The organism is Clostridium oceanicum (assembly GCF_039521385.1).
Lineage (GTDB): Bacteria > Bacillota > Clostridia > Clostridiales > Clostridiaceae > Clostridium_F > Clostridium_F oceanicum.
The window spans coordinates 112,090-128,020 of sequence record NZ_BAAACG010000009.1; the positions used below are offsets into that span (position 1 = coordinate 112,090).

Below are 15,931 nucleotides of genomic sequence, written 5' to 3' on the forward strand. Positions count from 1 at the left end.
CTAGTTTATCTATATCTTGTATAATAAAAAACAAGTTTCTAGTATCCTAACTAAAAACTTGTTTTTTAAATTTACTTATTAAAATTAAAATCACTAATATAATCTATTAGTTTTCTTCTATTCTTTCAACTTCATATCCAAAATCTTTTATTGTATCTTTTATTTTGTTATCAGTTATACTATCTGAATCAAATTCTCCTTTAGCTTCTTTTGTACTTAAATTAACATCTATGTTAGTTCCACCTATTTCCTCTAAAGCTTCTTTTACATGACTTACACAATGCATGCAACTCATTCCTTCTATTAATATTGTTTTTTTAATTTTCATTTTATTATTCCTCCTTTTAATATATAGATTATTTAAGATTATATCTACTAACCTTATTTTTTATTTTTACCATCTTTATCAGAAGATTTATTAAGATCACAACAATCTAGTTTTTTGTTTCCAAAAGTACTTTCATTAGTTTTTTCTAGCTTTTTCAAAAATTTCCCTATAATTTTCTTCATTTGTTAACACCCCTAATATATTTTTATTTTTAAAACAATATATAGTATTTTATTTTATTTCTATTTATTGTTTAATAACTAGGTTTGAATGTTTTTAATCTTAAAGCATTTAAAAGTACTGATACTGAACTAAAACTCATTGCAAGAGCTGCTATCATAGGATTTAAAAGTGGACCACCAAATATATGCAAAATCCCCATAGCTATTGGTATTCCTATTGTGTTATATCCAAAAGCCCAAAATAAATTTTCTTTTATATTCTTTATAGTCTTTTTACTTAAAAGTACTGCTGTTGCCACATCATTAAGATCATTTTTCATAAGAACAATATCTGCAGATTCTATTGCTACATCTGTTCCTGAACCTATAGCCATACCAATATCCGCTTGTGCTAAAGCTGGTGCATCGTTTATTCCATCTCCAACCATAGCAATTTTCCTACCATTTTTTTGAAGTTTTTCTACTTCTTTTTTCTTATCTTCTGGTAAAACTTCTGCTAAAACTTTGTCTATCCCAACTTGCTTTCCTATAGCTTCTGCTGTACTTTTATTATCTCCAGTAATCATAAATACTTCTATTCCCATGTTTTTAAGCCTATTTATAGCACTTTTACTACTTTCTTTTATTGTATCTGCTACAGCTATAATTCCTGCTATTTCACTATTTATTGATATATACATAGGTGTCTTTCCTTCTTTTGCTAATCTTATTGAATCTTTTTCTATTGTTTTTAAATCTATATTATTTTCTTTCATAAGCTTTTTATTTCCTAAAAGAATATTTTTATCATTTAATTTTGCACTTATTCCATGTCCTGGTATTGCTTTAAATTCTCCTATATTATATAGATCCATATTTCTATTATGAGCCTCTTTTACTATAGCTTCACCTAAAGGATGTTCAGATCCTTTCTCACAACTTGCTGCAAATTTAAGTATTTCACTTTCACTGGATTTTTCAACTGTTATTATATCTGTAACTTTAGGTTTACCTTCTGTTATTGTTCCTGTTTTATCAAAAACTACTCCATCTAATCTATGGGTGTTTTCTAATGCTACTCCACTTTTAATTAACACTCCATATTCTGCGCCTTTTCCAGTACCAACCATTATAGCTGTAGGAGTAGCTAATCCTAATGCACAAGGACATGCAATTACAAGTACTGCTATAAGTATAGTTAAAGAAAATATATTGCTTTCTCCTGATATCTTCCAAGCTAAAGATGCTACTACAGCTAAAGTCATTACTATTGGAACAAAATACCCTGATATTATATCTGCAAGTTTAGCAATAGGTGCTTTACTACCTTGAGCTTCTTCTACTAATTTTATTATTTGTGAAAGAGCTGTATCTTTTCCTACTTTTGTAGCTTTATATTTTATAAATCCATTTTTATTTAAGCTGCCCCCAATTACAGGACTACCTATATTCTTTTCTACAGGTATACTTTCTCCTGTAAGCATTGATTCATCTATTGAAGTAATACCTTCTATAATTTCTCCATCTACAGGAAGCTTTTCTCCTGGTTTTACAACTATAATATCTTCTTTTTCTACTTCATCTATTGATATTTCTACTTCTTTTCCATTCTTTATAATCTTAGCTGTCTTAGGAGTAAGACCCATTAGCTTTTTAATAGCTTCAGAAGTTTTGCCCTTTGTAACTGTTTCTAAATATTTTCCTAAAGTTATAAGTGTTAAAATAACTGCTGCAGATTCAAAATATAAATTTTTAACATAGCCTACTTCTCCATTAAAAATTTTATATACAGAAAATATGCCATATAAAAAGGCTGCTGAACTTCCAAGAGCTACTAGTGTATCCATATTAGGTTCTTTTTTAAAAAGTGTTCTAAATCCTACTGTAAAAAATTTATATCCTATAACTACTACTGGTGTAGTTAATATAAGCTGTATTAAAGCAAAATTTTCAGGATTTATAGCTGGATCTATAAGAATCGGTAATTTAAGACCTGCCATGTGTCCCATAGTTATAATAAGAAGTGGTACTGTAAATATAGCAGATACTATAAATCTAGTTAAAATTATTTTTCTTTCTTTTTCTTTTTTTTCTTTTCTAACATCAACAAGCTCTTCTTCTAAAAGCTTATATCCAGCTTTTTCTACGGATTTTTTTATATCTGAATTATTTATCCTTGTAGGATCAAAAGTTATAGTTAATTTTTCAGAAGCAAAATTTACATTTGAATTTTTGACTCCATCTAATTTTCTGGTAGCTCTTTCTACTGCTTTTGAACAAGCTGTGCAAGTCATTCCTTCTATATTAAAATTTTTAGTTATAGTGTTTTCTATAGCTTTATATCCAGATTTTTCTATAGATTTTTTTATATCTTCTAAACTAACTTTTGAATCGTCATAATTTATATTCAGTCTTTCTGTTGCAAAATTTACATTTGATTCTTTAACCCCATCGAGCCTTCTGGTTGCTCTCTCTACCGCTTTTGCACAAGCTGTGCAAGTCATTCCCTCTATATTAAGAGATTTTTTCATATTATCACCTCTATTTACATAAAATATATTTACTACCCCCTCCCGTGGGGGGTGTGTTTTTATAATAGCACTTATTTATAGTATTTTCAAATAAAAAAAATATATTATTAAAATAAATAAAATAGTTAACTTATAATAAGCTAACTATTTTCAATAAATTCTATATTATATTTTTAAATATTAATCTACTATTTTTTTTAAAACCTGCATTATTTCATCTACTTTTTCTTCTCCAGAATCATGTAAAAAGGCGTTTTTAACACAATGATTTAGATGCTGCTTTAGTACAAGCATATTAGCTTTTTTTAAAAGTGCCTGAGCTGCAACTATTTGATTAGAAACATCTACACAATATCTTCCATCTTCTATCATCTTAGTTATACCTTCTACTTGACCCCTACAGGTTTTTAAAATTTGTATAGCTTTTTTCTTTTCCTCATTCATTTACTAGCTCTTCCTTTCCATATATTATTAACTAAGGCAATGCTATTAAAGAGCAATATATTATTATAATACCATTTGAACTTATATTAATACAGTAAAATCTAAACAAAAATATAGAGAACCAATAAAATTTATTGATTCTCCAACATATTTTACAAAATAAACTTGTCATGTTTCACATGCTATTCATTTTAATATTTCTAACTATCTTTTTCTATTATTTCTTTCTCTTTTGTTTCCATATAACTACTTTTATCATTTTCCATTTCTTCTAATTTAAACTTATCTAGTTCTTCCTTTACATCCTTTGTCATATAACTTAATTCCATAGCAGCATTTGAAACTTCTTCTGTAGATGAGGTCATTTCTTCTGAAGATGCAGCAATCTCTTCTGATGAAGCTGAGATTTCTTCTGCAATGCCACTTGTTCCTTCTATTGTTTCTATTATTGAATTTTTTTCTTTGTCTATAAGGGCTGCTGATGAATTAACATATTGTATTTTAGGTATAACATCTTGTACCGCATCTATTATATTCTTGAAAGAATTAACGCCTTCTTCTATAGTCTTACCAGACTCTTCTAATTCATAATTAACATCTTTACTTGATGTTATTATTCCTTTATTTTCTTTTGATATATTATCTATAAGATTACTTATGTCTTCTGAAGAATTTTTGCTTTGTTCTGCAAGTTTCCTTATCTCCTCTGCAACTACTGCAAATCCTTTTCCAGCTTCTCCAACTCTAGCAGCTTCAATTGCAGCATTTAATGCTAAAAGATTGGTCTGCTGTGCAATACTATTTATAAGATCTGTTATACTATTTATCTGTCCTATATTTTCACCTAATTTATTAAGTTTCTTTATAAACTCATCAAAGTTAGTCCTTACTTTTGATATTGAAGATACTAAATTTTCCATTTTTTCATTGCTTTCATTAGCTGTATCCTGAATGTTGTTTGAAGTATCATTTATATCTTCTATAGAAATTAGCATCTCGTTTAATGATTTTTCAAATTTATTTAATACTGAAGTTATTTTAGTTAAGTCTTCTGCTTGAGTTCCTGTACCTTTAGCAACATCTTGAATGGTTTTGCTTATATTCTCTGAAGAGGAAGCCATCTCTTCAGAAATAGCACTTAAATTTTCTGAATGCAAATTAACTTTTTTAGTACTTTCCTTTATAGACAGTATAGTATCTTTTACATCCTTTTGCATAGACTGAACTGCTCTAGCTAATTCACCAACTTCATCATTATAATTTAAATATTTTTCATTTACTTCTTTAGTATAATCGCCTGAAGCTATAAGTTTTAAATGTTTTACTGAATGAACTATAGGATTACTTATAGATCTACCAATAAAATCTGCTATAACAACTCCTAATACTAGAAAAATTATTGAACATACTCCTATATAAAGCATTATCTTTTTAACACCACTCATTAAAACGTTTTTAGGTGCTGTAATTCCTAAAGACCATCCTGTAAGTTTTACTGAAGTAAATCCTAAATATTTTTCTTTTCCATCATAATCATATTCTCCTACACCAGTTTCTCCTTTTATCATTCTATCATATATAACACCTAAGCTTTCTAGTGATTTATCTTCCTTAGATTTTTTTAGTAAGTTTTCTTTACTTAAAACTAAATTTTCATCTTTATCCGCTATAGTTTCTCCTTTTTTATTTATCATAAAAGTCAAACTATCTTTCCCATACTTTATATCTTTAGTAATATCACTTAATCCATTTCCATCTCCTGCTGCTGACAGTACTCCTACTATTTGATTATTAACTTTTATTGGAACTGAGAGAACGATTACTACACTATTATTTGCCTTACTCACTATAGGGTCTGAAGCTCCAAATCCACCTCTAATAGATTTTTTAAAGTATTCCCTATCGCTTATATTATATTTTTTATTTTCCGTTGACATAGCATTACCATTTTTATCTGCTATAGCAATACTCATTGCCCCTATTTGTTTTATTTTCCCTTTTAATATCTTTTCTTTATCTTTCCATTTTACTTTTGAATCCTTTACTTCTTTCATATCTGCTATTTGCTCTAATGCTTTAAATTCACCTTGTAGTCTACTTTCTACTATTTTAGAAGCTTGTTTAGCAGCTTCTGGTAATGTAGAATCAATATTCCTAACTAATATTCTAGAAGATATAAAATAAGAAATTAAACCAAGACCAATACTAATACAAAGAATGACTAATCCAAAGTAAACCAACAGTTTTTTTCGTATGCTTACATTCTTTTTATTTTTTCCCATTGTCACACTCTCCTGTCATAAATTATTATGTGAAAACATAGCTATTGTTTTAATATATATACTTCTCCTTTTACTTTTATATTCGATATCTCTTTCTTATAATTTACCATTTTAGACCATAAAAAATATATTTTTCTATATTATTACAATATATTTATGTTATATTAATATATACCATTAATTATCTTCATATAAAACAATCTTTTATATACAATCCATAATAAAATTTATAAAAAAATAAAACCGATGTAAAACTACATCGGTTTCCTATTGATTATTTTTAATTGTCTTTTATTTTTTGGATTAATCTAAGTATTTCTAGATATAACCATACTAAAGTTACAAGTATACCAAAGGCTGAATACCATTCCATATATTTAGGTGATCCATAATAATCTAATTTATTTATAACATCTAAATCTAACATCAAATTTAATGCTGCAATAACTATAACAAATAAACTAAATCCTATCCCTATAACTCCCCCTTCATATAAAGGAATTCTTATACCAAAAGCTAAAGATGATAGAAAAGAAAATAGATTTACAATTAAAATTCCTACAGTAGCTATTAAAACTCCTTTTACAAATCTTCCACTTAAAGCTCCCATTGTTCTATAAATCAACAAAGCTGCTATTGCTATAGCTATTGTTAAAAGCACTGCTGGCAAAACAATACCTTTATAGCTAAACTCTATAAATCTAGAGATAGCCCCTAAAAGTACTCCTTCTGTTATTGCATATATTGGAGCTGTTATTGGTGACACTTTAGGAACAAAGCTAGTAACTACTGATAATATAAAGGCCCCTACAAGGCTTATAACTAATATAGTTCCAAAACCAGTATTTCCATCTCCTAGTGTTCTTGAAATACTATCCATTCTATTAAAAGAAAACACAAAAGAAGCTGTAAGTAATAATAACAATATAAAGGTTTTAGTATAGGCACCTTTAGCAGTCATAGCTCTATCTCCACTTAAAGTTCTACTTTTCTTTATGCCCTTCTCTAAAAAAGGATTTGCTTTACTATTCATAAAATACCTCCATAATGTTTTATATTCCTAATATAAAATTAATGTAATATTAATCTTATATTTTATATATTACATACCTTATACTATAATATCAATACTATTAACATATATTTAGGTTATATTAATATTATTGGAATTAAGCTATAAAGGTAATGTAACACATTATATTATCTTGTATTTTATGAAATACTTTATACCTTATAAATATATAACTTGATTACTTATTATTAAAAGGTTATTGAAAAAACAAATAAAATTTATCTTTCTCCAATAACCTTTTAAAATTATAACTATTTTATAAATTAGCCCTATATTAAAATAATCTATATATAAATTTTATCTGCTTCTTTAAACCATAAGCATACATTTTTCCAAGAGCATCTTCCACATATCTCATTACACTTTTTATGGTTTTTTAATTTACTATTAGCTATTTTTATTAAATCTTCAAAATTACTTTCTATAATTCTTTTTAAATTTAATTCTTTTAATATTAATTCATCCATATGTATTACATCTTCATGTATACATACCCCTTTTTTATTATTAGGACATTTCTCACATATATCATCACATTTACAAGATAAATTAATTTTAATTTTAGATTCTACTTTTGCTGAATTTATAAAATTCATAAGATTGTTTGTAAATTGTTCATTATAGCCGTAGCCTTGAAACCCTTGGGTGCATAAAATATGATGAGCTCTTAAATTTATTTCTTTCATACTTTAAGACCTTCTTTTTGAGTATTAATTTTATCTTTAATTAATGGTAAAATTTTAACTCCTAATAATGCTGTAACTATAGCTTTTATTATATCTCCTGGCAAAAATACTAAACAGCCCATTTTAAAAGCCCCATAAAAAGTAATACTAGTTCCCATAACTTTAGTTAATATAATATACATATAAGGAATACCTATAATATATATAAATATATATCCTATAAAAATATATATAAATAAATTAAAGAATTTAATATTATTAGTTCTTGTACAAAGTTTACCTGTAATATATGCACTAACTATAAATCCAATCAAATATCCAAAGCTTGGACTCATAACTTTTGAAAGTCCACCTGTAAAACCTGAAAAAATCGGTAATCCTATAAGACCTAAAAGAACATATATAAGTTGAGACCATGCTCCAAGTCTTGCTCCTAATATTACTCCAGCTAATGCTGTAAATAAAGTTTGGAGAGTTATAGGTACTGGTCCTATTGGTATTCCTGGGATAAAAGCTCCTACTGCTGTTAATGCTACAAATAATCCTATAAAACTCATCTCGCTTGCAGAAATTTTCATTATACTCACCTCTATAAAATCGCTTATTGTAAACTTGTTATATTTATATAGTTTACAATCATATAATAAGATTGTAGTATTTTATTTTAAAAAAATCAAGTAAAATTTAATAATTATTCTATATAACCTTGTTATATAATAATAAAAATTATTATATTAAGTTATAAATAACCTATTGCTAAATAATATAATATTATATTATAATTTATACATAACGTTTTCATTGATTTATTTTATTATTATATTTTTCATAAAATAAATTGAAATAATTGTAAGGATGTGAACCTTTCTATAATGAAAAAAGAAAGTTTTGGTTTAAAAAAGGTAAAATCCCATTTAATTTCATCTGTTATGTGGCTTGAAACCATATTAGCTTTTTTTATAATAATATCTGTTATAATAAGTGGAAAAGATTTAATAAGTTTTTTAATTAAAATTTACTCATTAGATCCAATCTCATCTTATGATATGTTCCAAAAATTATTGTCCTATTTATTGTTATTAGTTGTAGGTTTAGAACTTGCTTTAATGCTTGTAAAACATACCCCTAATAGTATTGTAGAAGTAATGCTTTATGCTATAGCTAGAAAAATGCTTATTTATGGAACCAGTAGTTCTGAAGTATTACTTGGTGTACTTTCTTTAGCTTTAATATTTATAATAAAGAAATTTTTATTTTCAAAACGAGATAAGCTACTTGCAAGAAAAGAAGCTTCCATAGAAGAATTTAGTATGGATATAGATGACAGTAGCAACATACAATTGTAAAATTATATATAAAAAAGCTTATAACTATTAAATAGTTATAAGCTTTTTTTAAGTAAATCTTATTATATTTCAAATTTTGAAACTGATTCTTTTAATTTTTCTGCTAATTTATTTAACTCCTCTGAAGCATTTACTATTTCTTGAAGACCAGATGCTTGCTCTTCAGAAGATGCACTAACTTCTTCAGATGTTGCAGCTGCTTCTTCTGATACAGTAGAAACTTGATCTAAATCTAATGTAACTTTTTCTTTATCTTTTATAGTTTCTTTTAATGATAAACTTAATTCATCAACATTTTTTTGTAAAAACTCTATGGATGATTTTATTTTATAAAAGCTAGTTTCAGTTTCTGCAATACTATTTGCTGTTTTATCATTTAATTCTATAGAATACTTAGTTTTATCTGAAACACTTGATATTCTATTTTTTATTTCTTTTACTATATCTTCAATTTGAGATGCTGATTCTGCTGATTCTTCTGCTAAATTACCAATTTCTTTAGCTACAACTAAAAATCCTTTACCTACATCTCCAGCTCTTGCAGCTTCAATAGAAGCATTTAAAGCTAAAAGATTAGTTTGTTCTGTTATTCCTTTCATAACTTCTGTTACTTGTTGTATTTTATTAGAATGATCTAATAAACTTCTAACTTCATCAGACACATTTAAGTTTGCTTCATAATTTTCACTAAAAGCCTCTGTTAAAGTTTGTATAGTATTTGATCCATTATTACTTATATCATTAACTTCTCTTAAAGAACTTAACATATTATTAGAATTTTTCATAGAATTATCTATCTTAACAGCTAAGTTTTCTGCAATATTAGAACATTCAACAACTTTTTCAGATTGACTAGATGCTCCTTCTGCTATTTGCTGTACTGATTTTGCAACTTCATCACCTACAGCACTAGACTCTTCTGTAATAGATACTAATGTATCAGAATTCTCTTTTAAATGAGTAGATACATATAAAATATCATTTAGCATATTAGTAATAACACTTGCCGTTGCATTCACATCATCTATAATATCGCTGAATTCTTTAGAAAAACAATCCTTTTTTTCTATCTTTTCTGTCAAATTACCTTTTGAATATTGTTTTAATGATTTTCTTATATTATTTAAAGGAAAAGAGATTTTTCTTTTTACAAATAAATTAGCTTGAATAGCTATTACTGCTAGAATAAGTATAGTTAATACTATAGTAAGCTTAAGAGAATCTATAATTTTCTCTGTTAACTCTTTAGAAGGCATTAAACTAATCATAGTATACCCTGTTTTACTATCCTTAATTTTTGATATTAAAAATTTTTCTCCATTCACCTCTCCCATAAATACGTTCTTGTTATTATGAAAAATTTCTTCTGCATTTGTATTTTCTTTAATTACATTTCCTATTTTTTTCTTATCTTTATGTGCAATTATTCTTCCCTTATTATCTATTATTAAAGAATATCCTTTTCTACCTATTGAAATGTTAGATATCCTATCGCTTAACTGATTCAAATTCATATCCAAACCTATTACCCCTACTACATTTCCTTTATCATCTAAAACAGCCTTAGCATAAGTTATATCATATTGATTTTTATTTGAAGCATTTACATAGGGCTCTGTAACTATAACTTCTCCCTTTTTTTGTATAGCATTTTTATACCAAGAAGTATTAGTAGGATCATATCCTTTAGGTAATGTAGTTTCTGGTTTAACGCACATATTTTTATTTGGAAGTGCAATATAAACATTATTAACTTCTTTATGGGAATTTACAAAATTTTCTAAGTTAATTGATAATTCCTTTAAACTATTTTTATCTTTTAATGCATTTTTTGCATCATAATCTTTTGATAACACTTCTACAGATTTACTACTATCGCTAAAACTATCTTCTAATACTTGAAACACTAGTTTTCCGCTCTTTTTTATAGTACCTTGTACTTCCACCTGTATAGCATCTTTTAATTTAAAAGAACCAGATATTAATATAACAGCAACTGGTATTATTATGCATCCTAAAAGCAATCTTATAATTTGCCAATAAAAACTTTTTCTATTACCCTTAGTCTTTTTCAATCTAACACGTCCCATCTATGTAATTTACCCCAAACCATATTTCTGTATTTACATATAATTATATCATAAATGGAATATATTAACTATTAATAATTTTTTAATAAAACTGTCCCCTATTTAAGACTTAAATATATTTTTTCCAAATTAGATTCCATAATGTCAAAATAATCTTTATCTTTTTTATTTACTTCCATAGTATCTATCTTTTTTATTTTTCCACCAACTTCTTTAGCTAAAGTATTAGATACTTTAGGACTTACATTTTCTTCATAAAATATTGTTTTTATATTATACCTCTTACAATAATCTACTAGTCCTTTTATTTTTTTAGGTGTTGGCTCCCCTTCTTGAAATACATCTTCTACACTACTTTGTTTCAAATTGAAATCTCTACATAAGTATCCAAATGCAGCATGACCTGTTACAAAATTTTTGTTTTTGCACTCTGAAAGTTTTTCTCTATAAGTTCCATATAATTTTTCTGCTTTTTCTTTAAATTTTTTAAAATTTTCTTCATAAAACTTTTTATTAGAAGAATCCACTTTAACTAATCCTTCTTTTATATTTTCACTTTGTTTAATAGCTGATTTTAAACTTAACCATATATGAGGATCATATTTTCCATGATTTGCATCTCCTTTTTCAGCTATTTTTATAGGCTTAATACTTTTTGAAGAATTCACTACTTCTAAGCTATCCTTATTAATATTACCTAAGGTCTTATCTACCCAATTTTCAATTCCAAGGCCATTATAAATAAATAACTTAGATTCATTTAAAAGCTTCATGTCTTTAAGTTTTGGTTCAAATTCATGTGGCTCAGATCCTGTAGGTATTAGAGTTTTTATTTCTACTTTATCTCCTCCTATATACCTAACTAAGTTTTCTAGTGGACTAAAAGAAACTACTACTTGAATTTTAGAATTTTTTTCTACATTGGAACTATTAGCATTTTTCTCTTTAGAACAAGCTGTAAATGTTAAAAAACTAACTATAATAGCAAAAATAGCTATACTTTTTTTCATATGTAACCCTCCTTTTAATTTATAATTACATTTTATATAGATTTAACATAGCTTTAGTAAAAAATTCTAGTATATTAACCAGTTATGTGGAAAAAGACTTGTTGCAAATAATTTGCGTTTACATGTATAATATAGATATATTTGTACAATATGTCAATATAACCATTAATAATATGGAGGTATAATTTACTATATGTTACATACAAACAACTTAAAATTTTCTTATACAAGTAAAGCACCCTATATTTTAGATAATATAAATTTAAATATAAAAAAAGGAGACTACGTGTCAATACTAGGGTCTAATGGATCTGGTAAAAGCACTCTTATAAAACTAATTTTAGGATTTTTAAAACCTACTTCTGGTACTTTAAAATTAAATACAAATAAAGTAGGTTATGTTCCTCAAAAGGTTGATAATTTCAACTCTCAATTTCCTATAACCGTTAAAGAATTATTAAATTGTCATAGAAAAATTTTAAAAATAAAAGATGCTAATTGTATAAATAATTCTCTTAAAGAAGTATCAATGCTAAAATATAAAAACTCTCTTATAGGTAACTTATCTGGTGGTCAAAGGCAAAAAATATTTATAGCTAAAGCTATTATGGGATTACCAGATGTTCTAATACTGGATGAACCCTCTACAGGTATAGATATAAAAAGTCAGAAACAAATTTATAAAATAATCAAACAATTAAATACTAACCATAATATAACTATTTTATCCGTAGAACATAACATAGAAGCAGCCCTTTCTAATTCTACCTACATTTTTAATGTAAAAGAAAGTATGGGAAATCTTTATACAAAAGATGAATATATAAATATGCTAAAGAAAGAAGTGATATAATGCTTAGTTATAGTTTTATGCAAAATGCTCTAATAATCTCAATATTCATATCTATTTTATGTCCTAGCATAGGCATTTATCTTGTTCTTAGAAGATATTCCATGATAGGGGATACCTTAGCTCATAGTTCTCTAGCTGGTGTAGCTTTAGGATTAACCCTAGGACATAACCCTGTATTAACTTCCTTTTTATTTACTTCTGTAGCAGGTATTTTAATTGAATTTTTGAGAAATTATTATAAAAAGTATGCAGAACTTATTTTGTCTATAGTTCTATCTTTAAGTGTAGGAATTGCTATAACTTTAGTTAGCTCTGGTATGGCTTCTGGAAATATAAATTCTTTTTTATTTGGAAGTGTATTAACTGTATCTACTGAAGATTTAATTACTGTAATAATACTTAGTTTAATTTCCTTTTTTATATTAGTATTTCTATACAATGAACTTCTATATATAACCTTTGATGAAGAAGGTGCAAGAGTATGCAAAATTAAAGTTAAACTTATAAACTATGTATTTTCAATATTAGTTGCAGCTACTATATCTGTATCTATAAGAATTGTAGGTGTTTTAGTATTAAGTTCTCTAATTGCCCTTCCAGTAGCTACTGCCTTACAACTTAAAAAAAGCTTTAAAACTACCTTATTTATTTCTATTTTAGTTAGCATGATAGATGTTATAAGTTCTTTGTTTTTATCTTACTATTTAAACTGTGCTCCTGGAGGAATAACAGCTTTAATGTCCGTTTTCATGTTAATTATTGTTATGATTTTCAAAAAAGCTACTGTTGCCTTTTCATATTAGTCTATATATTATTAGATAGACTATAAACAATAAATAAGATAACAACTACAATTAAAATATATTTCATAAAAACTGTTTAAATTTAAAGTATTAAATTTAAACAGTTTTTTGTTATTTAAAATAATTAATTTTATTTTTAACTTTAATTAAATATACATCTTACTAAACTGTAAGTTTATATATATACAATGTAAGGCTACATATATGTACTATCTTTCTAATGCCTTTTAAAATTATACTTAATAAATAGCTACTAACACTGCATATTTATAATTTTCAAAAAATCTAAGGAGGAATATACATGATTGAAATAAAAAATGTATCTAAAATTTATACAATGGGAAATGAACAAGTCATAGCCCTAGATAGCATTTCAACAAAAATTAAAGATGGTGAATTTATAGCTATAGTAGGACCTTCTGGCTCTGGTAAATCTACACTTATGCATTTAGTAGGGGGACTTGATACTCCAACTAAAGGTAAAATATTAGTAGATGGTAATGACATAAGTGAACTTAAAGACAGTGCTATGTCTAAATATAGAAATGAAAAAATAGGATTTGTCTTTCAATCCTTTAATTTAGAAAACACTCAAACCGCTCTTGAAAATGTAATGATGCCACTTATATTTGCTGGAATAAGTGATAAAGAAAGAAAAGCCAAAGCAAAAAAAGCTTTAGAAATGGTAGGACTTGGAGATAAAATCAAACATAAACCGATGGAGATGTCTGGTGGTCAAAGACAAAGAGTAAGTGTTGCAAGAGCCTTAGTTAATTCTCCACAAATAATCTTTGCTGATGAACCAACCGGTAATCTAGATTCTAAAACTGGTGAATCAATAATGGAATTACTTAAAAATTTAAATAAAGAAGGTTATACAATTATTATGGTAACTCACAACACTGAACATACCAAAGATGTTTCAAGAGTTATAAAAATTAGAGATGGTAAAATTCAGGAGGATGATACAAATGAAATTTAAGGACATTTTAAAGCTTGGATTAAAAAACCTTAAAAAAAGAAAAGGAAGAACTTTTTTAACATCTCTTGCTATAGCCATCGGTACTATGCTAGTAGTTACCATGGTTGGACTTGGAACTACTGGTGAAAAATATATATTAGACCAAGTAAAAGAACACAGCAATATAAAAAAAATAGATGTAAGTACTACTAAATATGTAAGTCTTGAAGAAATGGAAGAAGTTGAAGATTATAATAAATTCTTTAAAGAAAATTTTAAAAAAATAGATAAAAATTCTATTGAAAAATTTAAAAATATAAATAATGTAGAAAATGTTACTGCCTCTGTAACTTCTCCTTTTTCAAGTATTAAAATAGATAATAAATCTTATAACAACAAAAAATTCACAAGAGCTTTAGGCTATGACTTAGATTATTCTATATTTACTAAAAGTGATATTGATGCTATAAAAGTAAAAGATAAAAACTTTAAGCCCTTAATTGCAGGTAGAAGTATAAAAAAATCTGATAAAAATGTAATAATGATTTCTGAAACAATATTAAAACAAATGGGAATAAAAGATTACAAAAATATTATAGGTAAAAATCTTACCATGACTTTAAATAAATCCGATACTGGAATGAAACTTTCCCCTCTATCTGAAGACTTAAGAATAATAGGTGTAACAAACTCTAAAATAGATGTCTATTCTGGAAAATTATTAATACCATTAGATATAGCTTCAAAATTCAGAGGATATTCAAAATTTGAAAAAAATAGCTTTAAAACAAAAGGATTTGATTTAGTCTCAGTTTATGCAAAAAATACTGATGATGTATCGAGCATATCTAAAAAAATTAAATCACTTGATTATTCTTATAATTCATCTGAAGATTTTGCAAAACAAATATCCCATATATTTTCCACAATAAAAACTATCCTTGCATCTTTAGGTGTAATAGTTTTAATAGTTGCAGCTCTTGGAATAATAAATACAATGATTATGTCTATTTATGAGAGAATTAAATCTATAGGTATAATGAGATCAATTGGAGCCTCAAGAAAAAATATAAAGGAACTATTCATTGTAGAATCTAGTATGCTTGGATTGTTCGGTGGAGTAATGGGGTTAATTTTTAGTTTGATAAACAGCAAAATAATAGAAATTGCATTAAATATGTTTTTAAAATCTAAATCCACAGGCTCTGACCCTGTAACTAAAATAGCTTTTTATCTTCCTAGTTGGCTTACCTTAGGTTCTCTAATTTTTGCAATAGTTTTAGCTATTTTATCTGGATTATATCCTTCATCTAAAGCTTCAAAATTAGATGTAATCGAATGTTTAAATTCAAAATAGAAATGGA

General features: G+C 26.3%; 15 protein-coding genes. 5 read left to right on the forward strand and 10 right to left on the reverse strand.

The genetic code is table 11. The annotated features are described in order from the left end of the window. Nucleotides 1-106: 106 nt before the first annotated feature. The 8 genes from ABDZ71_RS10040 to ABDZ71_RS10075 form a co-directional block, all read right to left on the reverse strand. Nucleotides 107-328 (reverse strand): heavy-metal-associated domain-containing protein, encoded by a 222-nt coding sequence (locus ABDZ71_RS10040; protein WP_343761295.1) that lies wholly within the window; start codon nucleotides 326-328, stop codon nucleotides 107-109. Nucleotides 329-381: 53 nt separating this feature from the next. Further along, entirely contained in the window at nucleotides 382-510 is a 129-nt protein-coding gene (locus tag ABDZ71_RS10045) for an LDCC motif putative metal-binding protein (protein WP_343761297.1), read from the reverse strand. A gap of 71 nt (nucleotides 511-581) precedes the next feature. Beyond that, nucleotides 582-3,020, reverse strand: a complete 2,439-nt coding sequence (locus tag ABDZ71_RS10050; RefSeq protein WP_343761299.1) for a heavy metal translocating P-type ATPase — start codon at nucleotides 3,018-3,020, stop codon at nucleotides 582-584. 180 nt (nucleotides 3,021-3,200) lie between these two features. Continuing rightward, nucleotides 3,201-3,464, reverse strand: a complete 264-nt coding sequence (locus ABDZ71_RS10055) for a metal-sensing transcriptional repressor (RefSeq protein WP_343761301.1) — start codon at nucleotides 3,462-3,464, stop codon at nucleotides 3,201-3,203. Nucleotides 3,465-3,664: 200 nt separating this feature from the next. Then, nucleotides 3,665-5,746, reverse strand: a complete 2,082-nt coding sequence (locus tag ABDZ71_RS10060) for a methyl-accepting chemotaxis protein (protein WP_343761304.1) — start codon at nucleotides 5,744-5,746, stop codon at nucleotides 3,665-3,667. A gap of 280 nt (nucleotides 5,747-6,026) precedes the next feature. After that, a complete protein-coding gene (locus ABDZ71_RS10065) occupies nucleotides 6,027-6,779 on the reverse strand; it encodes a Bax inhibitor-1/YccA family protein (protein WP_343761306.1) in 753 nt (250 codons plus the stop codon). Between the two features lie 323 nt (nucleotides 6,780-7,102). Next, nucleotides 7,103-7,504, reverse strand: a complete 402-nt coding sequence (locus ABDZ71_RS10070; protein ID WP_343761308.1) for a DUF1284 domain-containing protein — start codon at nucleotides 7,502-7,504, stop codon at nucleotides 7,103-7,105. After that, entirely contained in the window at nucleotides 7,501-8,082 is a 582-nt protein-coding gene (locus tag ABDZ71_RS10075; protein WP_343761310.1) for a biotin transporter BioY, read from the reverse strand. The genes ABDZ71_RS10070 and ABDZ71_RS10075 overlap by 4 nt, the downstream gene beginning before the upstream one ends. A 294-nt stretch (nucleotides 8,083-8,376) precedes the next feature. Here ABDZ71_RS10075 and ABDZ71_RS10080 point away from each other — a divergent pair, with 294 nt between their 5' ends. Further along, a complete protein-coding gene (locus ABDZ71_RS10080; RefSeq protein ID WP_343761312.1) occupies nucleotides 8,377-8,850 on the forward strand; it encodes a hypothetical protein in 474 nt (157 codons plus the stop codon). 62 nt (nucleotides 8,851-8,912) lie between these two features. Here the strand turns inward: ABDZ71_RS10080 and ABDZ71_RS10085 are convergent, their stop codons facing one another. Together ABDZ71_RS10085 and ABDZ71_RS10090 are read right to left on the reverse strand one after the other, a co-directional pair. Then, complete coding sequence (locus ABDZ71_RS10085; RefSeq protein ID WP_343761314.1) at nucleotides 8,913-10,925, reverse strand: methyl-accepting chemotaxis protein; 2,013 nt, start codon at nucleotides 10,923-10,925, stop codon at nucleotides 8,913-8,915. Nucleotides 10,926-11,038: 113 nt separating this feature from the next. Beyond that, nucleotides 11,039-11,950 (reverse strand): metal ABC transporter solute-binding protein, Zn/Mn family, encoded by a 912-nt coding sequence (locus ABDZ71_RS10090; protein ID WP_343761316.1) that lies wholly within the window; start codon nucleotides 11,948-11,950, stop codon nucleotides 11,039-11,041. Between the two features lie 193 nt (nucleotides 11,951-12,143). Here ABDZ71_RS10090 and ABDZ71_RS10095 point away from each other — a divergent pair, with 193 nt between their 5' ends. From ABDZ71_RS10095 to ABDZ71_RS10110, 4 genes are all read left to right on the forward strand, one after another. Next, nucleotides 12,144-12,803, forward strand: coding sequence for a metal ABC transporter ATP-binding protein (locus tag ABDZ71_RS10095; protein ID WP_343761318.1), 660 nt, complete (start codon nucleotides 12,144-12,146; stop codon nucleotides 12,801-12,803). Next, complete coding sequence (locus ABDZ71_RS10100; protein ID WP_343761320.1) at nucleotides 12,803-13,606, forward strand: metal ABC transporter permease; 804 nt, start codon at nucleotides 12,803-12,805, stop codon at nucleotides 13,604-13,606. The genes ABDZ71_RS10095 and ABDZ71_RS10100 overlap by 1 nt, the downstream gene beginning before the upstream one ends. A gap of 301 nt (nucleotides 13,607-13,907) precedes the next feature. Then, complete coding sequence (locus tag ABDZ71_RS10105) at nucleotides 13,908-14,588, forward strand: ABC transporter ATP-binding protein (RefSeq protein WP_343761322.1); 681 nt, start codon at nucleotides 13,908-13,910, stop codon at nucleotides 14,586-14,588. Continuing rightward, nucleotides 14,578-15,924: an ABC transporter permease gene (locus ABDZ71_RS10110; protein ID WP_343761324.1), complete on the forward strand. Its 1,347-nt coding sequence runs from the start codon at nucleotides 14,578-14,580 to the stop codon at nucleotides 15,922-15,924. Before ABDZ71_RS10105 ends, ABDZ71_RS10110 begins: the two co-directional genes overlap by 11 nt. Nucleotides 15,925-15,931 lie beyond the last annotated feature (7 nt).

Bases quoted from the DNA above. Each gene is read 5' to 3' on its own strand.
- ABDZ71_RS10100 (WP_343761320.1), top strand. From the start codon at position 12,803: ATGCTTAGTTATAGTTTTATGCAAAATGCTCTAATAATCTCAATATTC.
- ABDZ71_RS10070 (WP_343761308.1), bottom strand. From the start codon at position 7,504: ATGAAAGAAATAAATTTAAGAGCTCATCATATTTTATGCACCCAAGGG.
- ABDZ71_RS10040 (WP_343761295.1), bottom strand. From the start codon at position 328: ATGAAAATTAAAAAAACAATATTAATAGAAGGAATGAGTTGCATGCAT.
- ABDZ71_RS10060 (WP_343761304.1), bottom strand. From the start codon at position 5,746: ATGGGAAAAAATAAAAAGAATGTAAGCATACGAAAAAAACTGTTGGTT.
- ABDZ71_RS10080 (WP_343761312.1), top strand. From the start codon at position 8,377: ATGAAAAAAGAAAGTTTTGGTTTAAAAAAGGTAAAATCCCATTTAATT.
- ABDZ71_RS10105 (WP_343761322.1), top strand. From the start codon at position 13,908: ATGATTGAAATAAAAAATGTATCTAAAATTTATACAATGGGAAATGAA.
- ABDZ71_RS10095 (WP_343761318.1), top strand. From the start codon at position 12,144: ATGTTACATACAAACAACTTAAAATTTTCTTATACAAGTAAAGCACCC.
- ABDZ71_RS10045 (WP_343761297.1), bottom strand. From the start codon at position 510: ATGAAGAAAATTATAGGGAAATTTTTGAAAAAGCTAGAAAAAACTAAT.
- ABDZ71_RS10110 (WP_343761324.1), top strand. From the start codon at position 14,578: ATGAAATTTAAGGACATTTTAAAGCTTGGATTAAAAAACCTTAAAAAA.
- ABDZ71_RS10050 (WP_343761299.1), bottom strand. From the start codon at position 3,020: ATGAAAAAATCTCTTAATATAGAGGGAATGACTTGCACAGCTTGTGCA.
- ABDZ71_RS10075 (WP_343761310.1), bottom strand. From the start codon at position 8,082: ATGAAAATTTCTGCAAGCGAGATGAGTTTTATAGGATTATTTGTAGCA.
- ABDZ71_RS10090 (WP_343761316.1), bottom strand. From the start codon at position 11,950: ATGAAAAAAAGTATAGCTATTTTTGCTATTATAGTTAGTTTTTTAACA.
- ABDZ71_RS10065 (WP_343761306.1), bottom strand. From the start codon at position 6,779: ATGAATAGTAAAGCAAATCCTTTTTTAGAGAAGGGCATAAAGAAAAGT.
- ABDZ71_RS10055 (WP_343761301.1), bottom strand. From the start codon at position 3,464: ATGAATGAGGAAAAGAAAAAAGCTATACAAATTTTAAAAACCTGTAGG.